The 15853-nt window shown below is 30.8% G+C and carries 13 protein-coding genes; all 13 read left to right on the top strand.

Features of this window, described 5'->3' with window-relative positions:
* The first annotated feature begins 175 nt into the window (after positions 1-175).
* On the top strand, positions 176-2527 hold the full coding sequence (locus J5A73_RS05335) for a patatin-like phospholipase family protein (protein WP_249069153.1): 2352 nt from the start codon (positions 176-178) through the stop codon (positions 2525-2527).
* 41 nt (positions 2528-2568) lie between these two features.
* Positions 2569-3675: a cobalt-precorrin-5B (C(1))-methyltransferase CbiD gene (cbiD, locus tag J5A73_RS05330; protein ID WP_211613659.1), complete on the top strand. Its 1107-nt coding sequence runs from the start codon at positions 2569-2571 to the stop codon at positions 3673-3675.
* A gap of 60 nt (positions 3676-3735) precedes the next feature.
* A complete protein-coding gene (cbiE, locus tag J5A73_RS05325) occupies positions 3736-4362 on the top strand; it encodes a precorrin-6y C5,15-methyltransferase (decarboxylating) subunit CbiE (RefSeq protein ID WP_211613657.1) in 627 nt (208 codons plus the stop codon).
* A 77-nt stretch (positions 4363-4439) separates the two neighbouring features.
* The gene (gene cbiT, locus J5A73_RS05320) at positions 4440-5006 is read left to right on the top strand and encodes a precorrin-6Y C5,15-methyltransferase (decarboxylating) subunit CbiT (protein WP_146964998.1); all 567 of its coding nucleotides are present in this window, start codon (positions 4440-4442) and stop codon (positions 5004-5006) included.
* A gap of 325 nt (positions 5007-5331) precedes the next feature.
* A complete protein-coding gene (locus tag J5A73_RS05315) occupies positions 5332-5595 on the top strand; it encodes an NAD(P)-binding domain-containing protein (RefSeq protein WP_371813426.1) in 264 nt (87 codons plus the stop codon).
* A 324-nt stretch (positions 5596-5919) separates the two neighbouring features.
* A complete protein-coding gene (locus tag J5A73_RS05310) occupies positions 5920-9036 on the top strand; it encodes an autotransporter domain-containing protein (RefSeq protein ID WP_211613653.1) in 3117 nt (1038 codons plus the stop codon).
* Between the two features lie 73 nt (positions 9037-9109).
* Positions 9110-10258, top strand: a complete 1149-nt coding sequence (gene nagA, locus J5A73_RS05305; RefSeq protein ID WP_211613652.1) for an N-acetylglucosamine-6-phosphate deacetylase — start codon at positions 9110-9112, stop codon at positions 10256-10258.
* 98 nt (positions 10259-10356) lie between these two features.
* A complete protein-coding gene (locus J5A73_RS05300) occupies positions 10357-11349 on the top strand; it encodes a mannose/fructose/sorbose PTS transporter subunit IIB (protein WP_211613651.1) in 993 nt (330 codons plus the stop codon).
* A 26-nt stretch (positions 11350-11375) separates the two neighbouring features.
* Complete coding sequence (locus tag J5A73_RS05295; RefSeq protein WP_211613650.1) at positions 11376-12197, top strand: PTS mannose/fructose/sorbose transporter subunit IIC; 822 nt, start codon at positions 11376-11378, stop codon at positions 12195-12197.
* A 16-nt stretch (positions 12198-12213) separates the two neighbouring features.
* Positions 12214-13128 carry a PTS system mannose/fructose/sorbose family transporter subunit IID gene (locus J5A73_RS05290; protein WP_211613649.1) on the top strand — a complete coding sequence of 305 codons (915 nt, stop codon included), beginning with the start codon at positions 12214-12216 and terminating at the stop codon, positions 13126-13128.
* A 145-nt stretch (positions 13129-13273) separates the two neighbouring features.
* Positions 13274-13642: a DUF956 family protein gene (locus tag J5A73_RS05285; protein WP_211613648.1), complete on the top strand. Its 369-nt coding sequence runs from the start codon at positions 13274-13276 to the stop codon at positions 13640-13642.
* A 123-nt stretch (positions 13643-13765) separates the two neighbouring features.
* The gene (locus J5A73_RS05280) at positions 13766-14131 is read left to right on the top strand and encodes a Rid family detoxifying hydrolase (protein ID WP_211613647.1); all 366 of its coding nucleotides are present in this window, start codon (positions 13766-13768) and stop codon (positions 14129-14131) included.
* A gap of 89 nt (positions 14132-14220) precedes the next feature.
* Positions 14221-15831, top strand: coding sequence for a cardiolipin synthase (gene cls, locus J5A73_RS05275; RefSeq protein ID WP_211613646.1), 1611 nt, complete (start codon positions 14221-14223; stop codon positions 15829-15831).
* Positions 15832-15853 lie beyond the last annotated feature (22 nt).

The following is a 15853-nucleotide window of genomic DNA, read 5'->3' as shown; positions in this document are numbered from 1 at the left end:
TTATAAAATATTATAACATTAAAAAATTTTTTTGTAAAATATTTAAAAATAATATTTTTTACATATTTTTGTAATTTATTTTTTTTTGTATTTTGAAAAAGTATTAAAAAATGTTATACTGTTTTTAAGAATAGAAAACAAATTTTAATATTTTTAAAGAAAGGAGATTTTTATTTTGAAAAGAAAAAATATGATTTATTTTTTTATATTTTTTATTTTTCTTATAAATTTAAGTTTTTCTGACGAAAAAGGAATTTTTTTGGAAAATCCGAAAGAAAATCTTGAAAAAATTTCTGACGAAAGTGAGAAAAATATAAAAGATGTTAAAAACATTAGAAAAGATAATTTAGAAAAATTTGAGAAAACAAATTTTTTGAAAAAAGAAGATAAAAATATAAACGAAAGAAGCGAAAGTAAAAAAAGTGAAAATAAAAAAAATGAAATACCTCAAAAAGACAAGAAAATAGGTCTTGCACTTAGCGGTGGAACTGCAAAAGGACTTGCTCACATTGGAATTTTAAAAGTTTTGGACGAGGAAAAAGTGCCTGTGGAATTTGTGACAGGGACGAGTATGGGAAGTATTATTGCGGGAATGTATAGTGTTGGCTACACTCCCAAAGAAATTGAAGAAATTGCAGAAAATATGGACTGGATGAAATTATTTAACGATAAAATTGAGCGACGGAATAAGGGAATTACAAGAAATATGATTGAAGATCAAAATTCAATTGTCTTGCCGCTTGGAAAAAAAGCTATGCCTAAATTGCCAGTCGGCGTAGTTGGAGGAAAAACTGCAAGTCAGCAATTAAATGAACTTTTTTACGGTGCAATTGGAACTGATGACTTTACGAAATTTCCAAGAAAATTTGCAGCTGTTGCGACAGATTTAAATTCTGGAGAAGGAGTTATGATTACAAAGGGTTCGATTGCAACGGCTATTCGTGCGAGTTTGTCGCTCCCTTCAATATTTGCGCCAGTTAGAAGTGGCGATAGACTTTACATTGACGGAGGAGTTGTAAGAAATTTACCTGTACAGGATTTAAAAGTTCTGGGAGCTGATTATACGATTGGAGTTAATGTTGGAGATGGATTTGTAAAAAGAGATGAGAATAAAATGAACTTGATTGATGTAATAACAGATTCATCAACAATTGCGGGTAGACAGGAAGTTGAGCGTCAAATTAGAATGCTTGATTTGTATATGAAACCAGATTTGGAAAAATTTGAGGCGTACGATTTTTCAAAAGTTAAGGAAATTATTGCAGCTGGTGAAAAAATTGCAAGAGATAATATTGATAAAATAAGAGAATTATCAAATCCTAAACTTTATGATGAGCTTGAAGAGAAAAGAAAAGAGTTTAGAAAAACTTGGACTGACGAGTATAATATAACGAGTATCGACATTGAAGGAAATAAAAAATATAAAGATAGTTATTTTAAAAAATTTTTACCGAAAAAACTTGGAAATATGAATCGGCTTGAAATGGAAGAAATTGTGAATGAAATTTATCAAAATGGGAATTTTACAACGGCATATTACGAAGTGAAAAATAATAAACTTGTGATTAATGTTCAAGAAAAACCAAGTGATTATGTAACTTTGAATGGAAATATAAATAATGAAGACAAAGCAACTATTAATTTTGGATTTCAAGGAAATAAAGTTTTAGGAGATATAAATGCTAGATATTCTTCAAATACGACAGTATCAAATGAATATGGGATTAATAATAGCGTAATTTTAGGAATTGGGAAAGACGAAAAAGTGTTAATTCTAGGAAATTTGGATTATAAAAGAGACATGATTTATAATCAAAATTTTGGAAATGGATATTATGATTTTGTAAATAAAAAATTTAGTTTAGAAACTGGAGTTGGATTTCAAATTTCAAAAAATTTATTGCTTTTTACTGGAGGAGGTTATCAAACTTCAAAAGTTGAAAAAAATCAAGATCAGAGAAAAAATGGGAAAAAGAGATTTCCATTTTTTGAGACAAGTTTGACCTACGACACGAGAAATTCAATTGAGTCGCCAACAAAAGGAATCTATTTTACTTCAAAATACACTTTTTCAAATTCAAAAGATGCGAATTTTAATGCATTGTATCAAACAGGAGAAGTAAATATTCCAGTTGGAGAAAAACTGACATTTACACCAAAAGTTTCATATTTAACAGTAAAAGGGAACGACATACCTGAAACATACGAACCTAAATTGGGTGGAATAAAAACAGAAGATAATTCACTTGAATTTTTTGGACTTCCTGCAGATAAAGTCAGAGGAGAAAGCATATTTGTTGGAAGTGTGAAATTGCAGTACAATATTTCTAAAATTTTGTATGCGGATACGATGTATTCACGAGCTTATATTTCAGATGAAGGTTTTGATTTTGGAAGCAGAAAAAGAGAAAGTTATAAATTTGGATTTGGGGTAAAAACACCGCTTGGACCTGGTTATTTTGGAATAGCGAAAGTTCCTGGAGAAACTTTGCGATACATTTTGAATTTTGGGTATAAACCTCAATAATAAAAAATTTGAATTTTAATATAACTTTGGAGAAGTAAAAAATGGAAAATTATGTATATTTTAACGGTAGAAAATTGCGATATGGTTATACTACTGGGAGTTCAGCAACGGCAGCGACTAAAGCAGCATTGTTACTTTTGCTGGGAAAAGTCGAAAAAATCGAAGAAGTTGAAATAGACGTTCCAGCAGGTAAGAGAATAAAAATTGGGATTAAATCTTTTGAAAAGACGAAGGATTATGCGACGGTGACTGTTGTGAAAGATGGGGGAGATGACCCTGATGCGACACATGGTTTGGAGATTGTTTCAAAAGTGAGTTTTAGAAAAGATAATAAAATCAATATTTTTGGAGGAAAAGGAGTTGGAAAAGTTACAAAAGTTGGGCTTCCTGTAGAAATTGGAAAATCAGCAATTAATCCAACACCAATGAAAATGTTGACAAGTATTGTTGAGGAGTTTCTTCCAGAGGGAAAAGGAGTTGATGTTGAAATCAGTGTGCCTTTGGGTGAGGAAGCTGCTAAAAAAACAATGAATGCAAAATTAGGGATTATCGGTGGAATCTCGATTCTTGGAACAATGGGAATTGTGCGACCAATGTCTGAAGAGTCATGGAAAGCCTCTTTGGCAATAGAATTGAAGCAAAATTTGACATATTTTAATACAAAGACAGCGATTTTTCTTTTTGGAAATCGTGGAAAAATGTTTTTGAGCAAGGAATTCCCTAAAAGAGCTGAAGAAGGGGTTGTAATCAGTAACTTTGTTGGATATATGTTTGACAAAGCCTGTGAATATGAAGTTAAGAAAGTTTATTTTATTGGTGAATTGGGAAAATTTGTAAAAGTGGCAGGAGGAATTTTTCACACACATAGCCGAGTTTCTGATGCAAAAATGGAAATTTTAGCTGCAAATGCTCTATTAGTTGGCGAAAAATTGGAAAATGTTTACAAAATTTTAGATTCGAATACGACTGAAGAAGCTTCTGGATATATTGAAAAAAAGGAAGTTTTCAATTTACTAGCTGAAAAGGCAAAGCAAAAATGTGAAGAACATTGCAGAAAAAATGGCTGGGACTTGGAAGTAGAAACGTTGATTTTATCAGCTGAGAAAAAAATTATTGGACAAAGCAAGGACTTTTTTAAAGAGTTCTAGTTTTTTATTTTTAAAGAAAAAAAACATAATAAAAAATTATATTTTTTGAAAAGAGGGAAAATGGAAAAAATACAAATTTTAGGGTTAGGACCTGGAAATTTAGATTACACATTACCAATTGTTTTGAAGAAAATTAAGGAATCGGAAGTAATTGTCGGGGGAAAGCGGCATATTGAAAGTTTGGGAGAGTATGCGAAGAATAAGGAATATTGCTATATTTCAGCTGATTTGCAAAAAGTTCTGGATTTCATAAATGAGAATCGAAATAAAAAGATTTCTGTGATTGTATCTGGAGATACTGGATTTTATAGCCTTTTAACTTTTATGAAAAAATATTTTGAAAGTGAAGAGCTAGAAGTTGTGCCAGGAATTTCATCGGTTCAGTATATGTTTGCAAAAATTTCAGAATATTGGTATGATGCTTGTATTGCCAGTGTTCATGGGAAGGAATTCGATTTTGTGGAAAAATTGAATGAGTATGAAAAAATTGGATTATTGACTGATTTTAAAGAAAATACGCCACAGAAAATTGCTCAAAAATTGTTAGAAAATAATTTTGAGAATGTGAAAATTTTTGTTGGGGAAAATTTGTCTTATGAAAATGAAAAAATTTATCGTTTTAAGGCAAAAGAGTTGGCAAATTATGAAGAGAAATTTGGAATGAATGTTGTGATTTTGAAAAGATAAAAAAGGTTAAAAGTTTTTGTAATAAAAATAAGGTTTTTAACAAAATAAAAAAATTAAATGTAAGAAATGGAGAGAAAATGTATCATATAAAAGATAAGGACTTTATTCGTGGAAAAGTTCCAATGACAAAGGAAGAAATAAGAGCAGTGAGTATTGCGAAAATGGAAATTTCTGATGAAGATGTGTGTATTGATATTGGTGGTGGAACTGGCTCTGTAAGTATTGAAATGGCTAGATTTGCTAAAAATGGGCATGTTTACACGATTGAGCAAAAAGAGGAAGCCGTTGATTTAATAAAACAAAATATGGAAAAATTTGAGATAAAAAATATGACTGTAATTTCTGGAAAAGCACCAGAAGATTTACCACAAGGAATAACTTTTGATAAAGTGTTTATCGGTGGTTCAGGTGGAAATTTATCAGAAATTATTAATTATTCTTATGAAAATTTAAAAGAAGGTGGAATAATCGCTTTGAACTTTATCGTTTTAGAAAACACATTTGAAGCACTTGAATGCTTAAAAAAATCAAAATTTGAGGATATTGATATTTCTCAAATAATTGTGGCAAAAAATAGAAAAGTGAAGGATTTTAACATGATGATGTCGGAAAATCCAATTTATGTGATTTCTGCGAGAAAATAATATAAAAAAACCACTTGTAATATACTAAAAGGTGGTTTTTTTTATGAAAATTCTTTCAAAATAATCATTTTTGCTAATTATATTTTGTTTTATCATAAATTTAAACTTTTAGAAATATAAAATTGTGTCTGTTTATAAAAATATTTTATTATGTTCTAATATTTTTATCTCATTATGTTATTATGAATAATCAAAAATTTAAAATATGATAATTCATAAAATAAATGAAAAAATATTGGCTTAAACTTTTCTAAATTTTATGATGAATGAACATTTAGATTGGTTAAGTGTATTTATTAGTTAAAGTTATGAAGGGAGAAATAAAATAATAGCTAAAATAGGTTGGATAGGATTAGGGCAAATGGGAACTCCTATGGTAGAAAATTTATTAAAAGGTTCTGTTGATGTAACTGTTTACAATAGAAGTTTTGATAAAACTTTACCACTTGTAGAAAAAGGAGCTAAAAACGCAAAAACTGTACCGCTAATTGAAGATACAACTAGAAGTTATTCAGAAGCTTTAGAAGAAGGATATGGAGAACAAGATATGTCGGCTATTTTTGAAATTTTAAGTAAGAAAAATGATTAAGCTAAAATAAGGAGATAAAATATATATTAAAAAATATCAGGAATATTTGCCTGATATTTTTAATTTTAATGAATTAATTATTTATTATTCAAAGATAAAAAAATATATATACTTGCTATTTTTTTAAACCATTAATTATAATTAATTGCTTTTTTCTTTTTTCGTGGTATACTTAAGTGAAAAGAAAAATTATAATGATTACAAAAATATAAAAATTAAAAAAAAAAAGGAGGCGCTACTTTTTATGGTAATTTAACAAAATAGATGAAATTTGTTTGGATTATTGATGTAATCTAATCAATTAAAATTAAGTAGCGGTAAAAAATGAAAAAAATACTATTATTAATTAGTTTGATTACTATGCTATCTAGCTGTGGCGGAGGCGGAGGGGGAAGTGGCTCACAGACATCTCAATCAACACCAACACCACCACATTCAACTCAATCATCTCAAAATCCAGATCAGACTACTGGAAATATTGGAAGTAACGAAAGTTCAAGCATAGGACAAAATACAGGAAACATTGGTGGAACAAATAATGAAAATAATAACGGACAGGCTGTACGACCACAGAATCCTGCACCAGAACCTCAGACACCTACAGTTGATAACCGTTTTCCAAAACCTGTTGATTCAAGAGAAATTACAGGGCAAGGAGTTAAGGTCGGAGTTTTAGATAGTGATTTTTTAAGCGGAAAAAATGCAAAAACAGAAAATTTTCATATAAAGGTAATTAATAGTTTTGGAATAGGAGATACTTTTGATAAAGTAATTGAAGAGGAATTTGGCGACAGAATGACAACACTTGCAAAAAATAATACAAAATCAACTGATAAAAGTGATCATGGTCTTATTGTTGCAACTATTTTAGCTGGAAATAATGGAAAAGGAGCAAAAAAATCAGAAGTATACGGAGCAAGTATTTCAAATGGTCCAGCATACCAAGTTGATATAGAATATTATAGACAAATGTACAATAATGGTGTAAGGATATACAACCAGTCGTTGGGGCACGAAAATGTTCAATTTGATAATCCTCAAGGGATTTATATAGCACCTGATAAAACTAATGAATTTGACTATAAAAAACAATTTCAGCAAACGGTTTACATTCCTGATGGAAGTTACTCTGAGGAACAACTAAAAAATAAAGCAGATGAAATTATAAAATTTTATGAAGAAGCAATAGAAAATGGATCGTTATTTGTATGGGCTGCAGGGAATAAGCCGCTTTATGGTGTAGATTTTGAAGCGGGATTACCATATTATAATAGAAAACTTCAAAAAGGATGGATAGCAGTAGTAGGAGTAAAAGTTAACCCAGATGGAACAATAACTGATTATCCTAGCAGATTGGCACATGCTGGAGGAGCTGCTTACTGGTCTATTGCAGCAAATGGTAATTGCGAACTTCCTGGATGTAATAAACATGGTTCCTCTTTTGCTGCACCTAAAGTAACAGCAACTGCAGTAAAATTAAAAGAAAAGTTCCCTTGGATGACAGGGCATGAAATACAGCAGACAATACTTACTACTGCAGATAGAATACATGATTCAATGAATGAAGATGGTAAACTTAGTTTGAATTTTGGTTGGGGATTACTTAATGAAAAGAAAGCTCTAAAAGGTCCTGCTGAGTTTAATAACATACTTATTGTAGGTCCAAATGCTAATGCAGGGGGATTAAAAGGACAATTCAATGCTAATGTTGGAAATTCGATGACATCCATTTTTGAAAATGATATTACAGGTGATGCAGGATTGAAAAAATCTGGTAATGGAACATTAATTCTAACAGGGAATAACAGTTATACTGGAAATACTACCATAGATGAAGGAAAATTAGAAATATATGGAAATAATACTTCTGATATAACGATAAATTCACAAGGGACACTAGTAACGTATCCGACAGCTATAATAAATAAAAAGGATGATGTTCCAAAAAGTGTTTACAATAATGGAGGAACTTTTGAAAACAGAGGTTCAGGAGCAATTATAACAGGAAATTACATAGCAACAGCTAGTTCTGTAACGAAAGCGGAAATAGGCTCTAAACTTATAGTTAAAGGAGCAGTGAATTTAAATGGAGAGAGTGCAACATTACAAACTTTAAGTAATGGAAGATATATTACAGCAAAACCGTTGTCAATGACTGTGATTGAAGCAGAAAAAGGGATTGAAGGTGATTTTGGGAAAGTGGAAACACCTGAATTAGTTAATGGTGCGACTGAAGTAAAAGGAAATAAATTAAGTGTGAAATTGAGTAGAAAAAATGTGTTAGATTATGTGAAAAAAATAGCAGGAACTGACGAGATGCAAAAAAATACGGCGCAAAATATTGAAACAGCTTTTCAAAAATTAGATGAAAAAATTGAGAATGGAACGGTGAAAAATGTTTCACAGTTTGAGAAAAAAGCTGCAAAATTACAATCACTTTCTTCTACAGCAAGAGCAGCAATTTTAGACAGTTTATCAGGACAAATTTACGCATCAGCTCAAGCGTTGACTTTTGGACATTCACAAACTGTAAATAAAGATTTGTCAAATAGACTTGTAATGCTTGGAACACTTGACAATGTTGGGGATAAATTTGGACTTTGGGTATCAGGTTTTGGTGCAATTGGTAAATTGAAACAAGATGGATATGGAACTGGAGATACAAAAGTACTTGGTGGACAAGTTGGAGTTGATAAACAATTTGGTGAAAATTTAATTTTAGGGACAGCGTTGTCTTATTCAAAAGCCGATGTTAAGTTTGACAGATACGGAGGAAAATCCGATGCAAATAATTTTGGTTTTTCGTTGTATGGAAGATTAGGCAATAAAAATAATCCATTGTATTTGCAAGGTCGTTTGGGAGCAGGATTTGTTGACAGTGATGTTGAAAGGGACATCATTTTAGGTAGTAATGATTATTCCCAAGCAAAGATTAATCACAATGACAAAGTCTATTCAGGGTACTTGGAAACAGGATATGATATAAAAAATAAAAATGGAGATTTTGTCATAACATCATTTGTTGGGTTGACTCATGACACGGTTCAAAGAGGTTCATTTTCTGAAAAAGACAGCCAATTTGGACTTACAGCAGAGAAAAAAACTTATAATCAAACTGCAGCATTAGTAGGACTTAGAGTCGGAAAATCTGTAAATTGGAATAGCGAAAGCAAAACGACTTTCCAGGGATATGTAACACGCCAAAAAGCTTTTAAAGATGAGGATTTGAGCTTTAATGCAAGATATACAGGACTTCCAGGAGCAAAATTCAAAGTAAAAGGTATTGGACTTTCAAAAAATAAAACTTGGGTAGGAGCAGGTGCACTAACGGAAGTAAATAAAAGTTTTGGATGGTATGTAAACTATGATGGCTCTATGGATAGCGGAAAAGGTAAAGGAAGTAACAATGTTTACACGACAGGAGTTAGAATTAATTTTTGATATGTTAAATTAAAAAAAATAATTGTAAGAAGTGAAGGCTTCTTGTTAAAAATTTAGAAAAAAGGAGAAATTTATGATTATAAAAAATGCAAAAATTTTTGACGGAGAAAAATTTATTGAAAAAAATACAGTTCTTTTAGAAAAAACACTTATAAAAAAAGTATTGAATTTTAACGAATTGACTGAAAAAGAATTGGTAGAAAATGAAATAGTTGATATAGAAGGAATGGTATTGTCGCCAGGATTTATTGATTTGCAGATAAATGGATGTGGTGGAGTGCTGTTTAATGATGATATTTCTGAAAAAGGTTTAAAAATAATGAATGAAACTAACAAAAGATTTGGATGCACTTCGTTTTTGCCAACGCTAATCACTTCTCCTGATGAAAAAATTTTAAGTGCGATAAAAACTTTGGAAAGCATAAAAGACTTGGAAGAAATTGGAGTTTTAGGGCTTCATATTGAGGGGCCTTATATAAGTGTGGAAAAAAAAGGGATTCATAGACCTGAGTACATAAGAGTTCTTTCAGATGAAATTGTTCAAAAAATTTCTAACGCTGGAAAAAAAATAACAAGAATTATTACAATTGCGCCTGAAAAAGCTGAAATAAAACATTTGAGAACTTTAAGAAAAGCTGGAATTAAAATAAATATGGGACATTCAAACGCAACTTATGATGAATGTGAAGAAAAAAAAGAGTATTATGACGGAGCAACTCATTTATACAATGCAATGAGTCCACTAGAATCAAGAAATCCAGGAGTTGTGGGATTTTTATTCAATGACGATAAACTTAGCGCTGGAATTATTGTGGATGGGCTTCATTCCAAGTTTTGTGCTGTTGAAATTGCTAAAAAAATTATGAAAGAGAGATTATATTTGGTAACTGACGCAGTTAGTCCAGCTGGAACAACTGATATGAAAGAATTTATGTTTGAAGGAAATAAAGTTTTGTGTGTTGATGGGAAATGGGTTTCACCTAGTGGAACTTTGGGTGGATCAACTCTTGTTATGATTGATGGAGTTAAAAATTTAGTAAAATATGTGAATCAGCCTTTGGAAGAAGCACTAAAAATGGCAACTTCCTATCCAGCTAAATTTATTTCGGTAAACGATAGATATGGTTATATAAAAGAAGGATACATTGCGGACTTGACTTATTTTGATGATAATTTTAATGTAAAAGGGACAATTTCTAAAGGAAAAATTCAAAAATATTAAAAAATTTTTTAGTTTACTGTTGATTTTTTTTAAATTAAAGGTATAATTAAATTGTCGAAAGATTTTTATAAAATTAAAATGAAGAAGGAGGTAAAAAAATGGTAGGAATTATCATTGCCAGTCACGGAGAATTTGCTGCGGGTATTAAGCAGTCTGCTTCAATGATTCTGGGAGAGACAGAAGGTCTTGAATCAGTTGTGTTTATGCCAAGCGAAGGACCTGATGACTTGTATGGAAATATTCAAAAAGCTATTGAGAAATTGGGAACAGAAGAAGTTTTATTCCTAGTTGATTTATGGGGAGGAAGTCCTTTTAATCAATCAAATAGATTTTTTGAAGAAAATCCTGAAAAAAGAGCAATCGTTGCGGGACTTAATTTACCAATGTTACTTGCAGCGTTATCAGAAAGAGAAGATTATGAAACAGCTCATGAAGTGGCTGAAGCCATTATTTCGGAAGCAAAAGATCAAGTAAAGGTGCGTCCTGAAGAATTAGAGCCAAAAGACGAAGGAAAAGTAGCGGCAGCGGCTCAAGATGACACACCAAAAGGTGCGATTCCAGAAGGAACAGTTATTGGAGATGGGAAAATTAAATTTGTATTGGCTCGTATTGACACTCGTTTACTTCATGGACAAGTTGCAACAAGCTGGACAAAAGCAACAAATCCAAACAGAATAATCGTAGTTTCAGATTCGGTTTCGAAAGACAACATGCGTAAAAAACTTATAGAACAGGCTGCACCTCCAGGGGTAAAAGCTCATGTCATTCCGCTAAAAAAATTGGTGGAAGTTTCAAAAGATCCAAGATTCGGAAATACAAAAGCGCTACTTTTATTTGAAAATCCTCAAGATGCGCTAAAAGTAATTGAAGAAGGAGTTCCAATCAAAGAATTGAATATTGGTTCAATGGCTCATTCAGTTGGAAAAATTCAAATTAATAATGTGCTTTCAGTAGATCAAAATGATGTGGAAACATATAAGAGATTAAAAGAATTAGGCGTAAAATTTGATGTCCGTAAAGTAGCGGCAGATAAGCCAGTTGATTTATTTAAATTGATAAAAGAAAAAGAAAGTGAAGGTTTAAAACTTTAAAAATTTAAAATTATTAGGAGGGTATTATGAATTTCGGTATAATATCAATTATATTAATATTGATTGTTGCGTTTTTAGCTGGAATGGAAGGTATTCTTGACCAATTTCAATTCCATCAACCAATTGTTGCATGTTCATTAATTGGAATTGCAACTGGACACCCAACTGAATGTATCATGTTAGGTGGAACATTACAGCTTATGGCTATGGGTTGGGCAAATGTCGGAGCAGCAGTTTCGCCAGATGCGGCTCTAGCTTCAGTGGCTTCAGCAATAATATTTGTAAAAGCTGGAGAATTTAATCAAGGTGGTATAAGTAATGCCATTGGGATTGCAGTAGCTCTTGCAACTGTAGGTTTAGTATTAACAATGTTAGTTCGTACATTATCAGTAGTTATCGTTCACCAAGCTGATCGTGCAGCTGAAAAAGGAAATTTTGCCGGAGTTGAATTTTGGCACATAGTGGCACTTATTTGTCAAGGTTTGCGTATTGCAATTCCTGCAATGTTATTGTTATTTATTCCGTCTTCTGTGGTTCAAGGTGCACTAGGTTCATTGCCAAAATGGTTTACAGATGGAATGACAATAGGTGGAGGATTTGTAGTGGCAGTAGGTTATGCGATGGTAATTAACTTAATGGCTACTAAAGAAGTATGGCCATTCTTCTTCTTAGGATTTGCATTAGCTCCAGTAAAAGAATTAACTTTGATTGCAACAGGAATAATTGGAGTTTGTGCTGCAATTATTTACTTGAATGTAACTCAAAATAATAATGGTGGAGGAGGAAGTGGCGACAGTGGTTCAAAAGCTTCAGGAGATCCATTAGGAGACATACTAAATGACTATTAATTAGGAGGAGAAAAAAATGGCAGAAAAAATAAAATTGACAAAAGCTGATCGTCGTAAAGTTATGCTTCGTTCACAATTTTTGCAAGGATCTTGGAACTATGAAAGAATGCAAAATGGTGGTTGGGCTTTTGCGTTGATACCAGCGTTAAAAAAACTATATCCAAATAAAGAAGATGCGTCAGCAGCATTAAAAAGACATTTGGAATTCTTTAATACACATCCATATATAGCAGCACCAATTTTAGGAGTTACTTTGGCTTTAGAAGAAGAAAAAGCAAATGGAGCAGATATTAATGATGCAGCTATTCAAGGGGTAAAAGTAGGGATGATGGGACCTCTTGCAGGAATAGGAGATCCAGTATTCTGGTTTACTGTTCGTCCAATATTAGGAGCAGTTGCAGCTTCTCTTGCAGTTGCCAGTGGTTCAATTGTAGGACCTTTGTTGTTCTTTGTTTTATGGAATATAATTCGTATAGCATTCTTATGGTATACACAAGAATTTGGTTACCAAAAAGGGACAGAAATTACACAGGATTTGTCAGGTGGAATGTTACAAAAAATAACAAAAGGTGCATCTATTTTAGGGATGTTTGTAATGGGAATTTTGGTTCAAAGATGGATAACAATTAAATTTCCTATGATAGTTGCGAGTGCAAAATTATCTAAAGGTGCGTTTGTCGAATTTCCAAAAGGAATGGTAGATGGAACTCAGTTGCAAAAAATATTGACAGATGTAGCTGCAGGGCTTTCAATTTCACCTGAAAAAGTTACAACTTTGCAGGATAACTTGGATCAGCTTGTTCCAGGACTTGCAGCATTACTTCTTACATTTTTATGTATGTGGCTTTTGAAGAAAAAAGTTAGTCCAATTTTGATAATCTTTGCATTATTTATAGTTGGAATAGTAGGACATTTCATTGGAATATTCTAAAAAAATAAAAAATTATAAAATACAAAAAAATAAAAGGAACTGTTGCTATAAATAGTTCCTTTTTTGAATAATAATCTAGTTAATTTTCTGAATATTATAAAAAAATTATTAAATATTAAATATTAAATATTAAGAAAGGTAAAAGATGGCAATTTCAAAAAATACAAAAGTTTTGTTTAATACGAAGGCAAATTTATTGAGCGGAATGATTGGGAATAAAAGAGGAGATATTTTAGTTGGAGATAGGGCGTTTGAGTTTTATAACGAAAAAAATCCTGAAGATTATTTACAGATCCCTTGGGAAGAGATAATTAGAGTGAGAGCGCAGTTATTTTTTCGGGATAAGTATATTCGTGGATTTTTTGTTGACACAAAAAGTGCAGGAACATTTAATTTTATTGTAAAAAATGCTGGAAAGACTTTAAAAACTATGCGAGATTTTCTTGGAAATGAAAAAATAGTTAGAAATAAACCTGTGTTTTCTATAAAAAATTTGTTTAAAAAGAAAAATTAATTTTTAATTTATTTTATTTGTTTTATGACTGAATTTTTGTTGATAGATATAGAAAAATATGTTAAAATAAGTTATAAATAAATTGTAAGATAAAATTTAGGATATAAAATTAGGAGGACTATTATGAAAAAAATACCTGAAGCAGTAGGACCGTATTCAGCGTTTAGAAAAGCGGGAGATTTTTTATATATTTCGGGACAAATTGCCATTAATCCTGAAAATCAAAAAATAGAAGCAGTTACAGTAGAAGACCAAGCAAAACAAGTTTTGGAAAATATAAAAGCTATTTTGGAAAATAATGGGCTAACTACTCAAAATGTTATAAAAACAACAGTTTTATTAGATGACATCGCTGATTTTGGAGCGGTGAATGAAATTTATGCAAATTATTTTGTAGAGCCATTTCCAGCTCGTTCTGCATTCGCTGTGGATAAATTACCAAAAAATGTTTTAGTAGAAATAGAAGCAATTGCTTATTGCGGAAAATAAATTTTACTTTTATTAAGTAAACCTAAAACAAAATTAGGTTTACTTTTTTTAATTAGGTTAAAAAATTTTTATTGATTGAAGGAGAAATTATGGTCGATTTATTAGGTTTATTTTTAAATTATACAGTTTTTTTTGAGAGAATACATTATTTACTTGTGATAATTTTAATAATTGTAATTTTATTGTCAGACAGATCACCAAATAATATGCTTGCGTGGATATTTACAATTTATATTTTTCCTATTGGAGGAATAATTTTATATTTTCTTTTTGGAATAAATTGGAGAAAAAATAGGATTGTTTCAAATAAAATGAAAGGTGAAGAAAAAAAGATATTTTCCAGATTATTTAATTTCTTGCAAAGAGATACTTCGGAAATTTTCCGCTCAAAAGACTTTTTTTATTATAATAAGGTTGTAGGTAAAAAAAATGAAAATTTTGAGAAAATGACGCCTCAAGAAAGAGAAAAGAAAATAAACAAACAAATTGATGTGATGCTACAAAATATAAATATGAATGAAAGAGAGCAGGAAATTGTAAAAATGCTCTATAAATCTGAAGGGACATTTTTGACTAATAATACGAGCTATAGGTTGTTTTACAATGGAAAAGATGCGTTTGATTCGATTTTGGAAGATATAAAAGGTGCGAAACACAGTATTTATATGGAATATTTTATTTGGAAATCAGACGAACTGGGAGAAAAAATTAAAAATTTACTTGTGAAAAAGGCAAAAGAAGGTGTAAAAATAAAATTGCTTTTTGATGGTGTGGGAGCGTTTAATTTATCAAGAAAATACAAAAAAGAATTGAAAATGGCTGGAATTGAAGCAAGATTTTTTTTAGATGTAAAATTTTCAATAACAAAATTGAATTATAGAAATCATAGAAAAATGACGATTGTTGACAATGAAATTTTACATACTGGCGGAATGAATGTAGGTCAAGAATATATTGACGGTGGGAAGAGGTTTTCTAGCTGGAGAGATACAAATGCGAGATTTATTGGGGAAATAACTGCGCAATATTTAGCAATTTTTGTAACAGATTGGTTAAACAGTGGTGGAAAAAATGACGATTTTTCACGGATTATAAAATCGGAAGCGGTTAAAGAAATAAAAGATCAAGAACCGATTGATAAGCAAAAGTTGAAATATGTCATGCAAGTTTCTTCAAGTGGACCTGATACCGAGTGGACAACATTAAAATACCTGTACTCAAAGATGATTTCTGTCGCAAAAAAAGAGATAATCATACAAAGTCCATATTTTGTGCCTGACACAAGTCTTGTTTCACAGTTAAAAATAATGGCACTCTCAGGAGTTAAAATAAAAATAATGATGACGGGAGTTCCTGATAAAAAAATTCCGTATTGGATTGCAGAAACTTATTTTGAGGAATTAATTGATGTTGGAGTGAAAATCTATCGATATAAAGCTGGATTTTTGCATTGTAAAAATATAATTGTGGATGAAAAGATGTCAACAATGGGAACTTGTAATTTTGATATGCGAAGTTTTGAGATAAATTATGAAGTAAATTCAGTATTTTTTAATGAGGAAATTAGCAAGGATTTGAAAAATCAGTTTTTACGAGATTTGGAGTTGTGTGAAAAATTTGATGAAGCAAAATTAAAAAAAGTCGGATTTTTTAAAAGATTGAGAAATTCTGGATTTAAGTTGATTTCGCCGATTATGTAATTTTTTTATTAATTTAATTTAA

Source organism: Leptotrichia sp. oral taxon 218, from assembly GCF_018128225.1.
Taxonomy (GTDB): Bacteria; Fusobacteriota; Fusobacteriia; order Fusobacteriales; family Leptotrichiaceae; genus Leptotrichia.
The sequence above is the reverse complement of the archived record's forward strand: the minus strand, read 5'-3'. Positions and strand labels throughout refer to the sequence as shown.

Coding starts and splice junctions, on each gene's coding strand:
- cbiD (WP_211613659.1), top strand. CDS start 2,569: ATGGAAAATTATGTATATTTTAACGGTAGAAAATTGCGATATGGTTAT.
- cbiE (WP_211613657.1), top strand. CDS start 3,736: ATGGAAAAAATACAAATTTTAGGGTTAGGACCTGGAAATTTAGATTAC.
- cbiT (WP_146964998.1), top strand. CDS start 4,440: ATGTATCATATAAAAGATAAGGACTTTATTCGTGGAAAAGTTCCAATG.
- J5A73_RS05310 (WP_211613653.1), top strand. CDS start 5,920: ATGAAAAAAATACTATTATTAATTAGTTTGATTACTATGCTATCTAGC.
- nagA (WP_211613652.1), top strand. CDS start 9,110: ATGATTATAAAAAATGCAAAAATTTTTGACGGAGAAAAATTTATTGAA.
- J5A73_RS05300 (WP_211613651.1), top strand. CDS start 10,357: ATGGTAGGAATTATCATTGCCAGTCACGGAGAATTTGCTGCGGGTATT.
- J5A73_RS05295 (WP_211613650.1), top strand. CDS start 11,376: ATGAATTTCGGTATAATATCAATTATATTAATATTGATTGTTGCGTTT.
- J5A73_RS05290 (WP_211613649.1), top strand. CDS start 12,214: ATGGCAGAAAAAATAAAATTGACAAAAGCTGATCGTCGTAAAGTTATG.
- J5A73_RS05285 (WP_211613648.1), top strand. CDS start 13,274: ATGGCAATTTCAAAAAATACAAAAGTTTTGTTTAATACGAAGGCAAAT.
- J5A73_RS05280 (WP_211613647.1), top strand. CDS start 13,766: ATGAAAAAAATACCTGAAGCAGTAGGACCGTATTCAGCGTTTAGAAAA.
- cls (WP_211613646.1), top strand. CDS start 14,221: ATGGTCGATTTATTAGGTTTATTTTTAAATTATACAGTTTTTTTTGAG.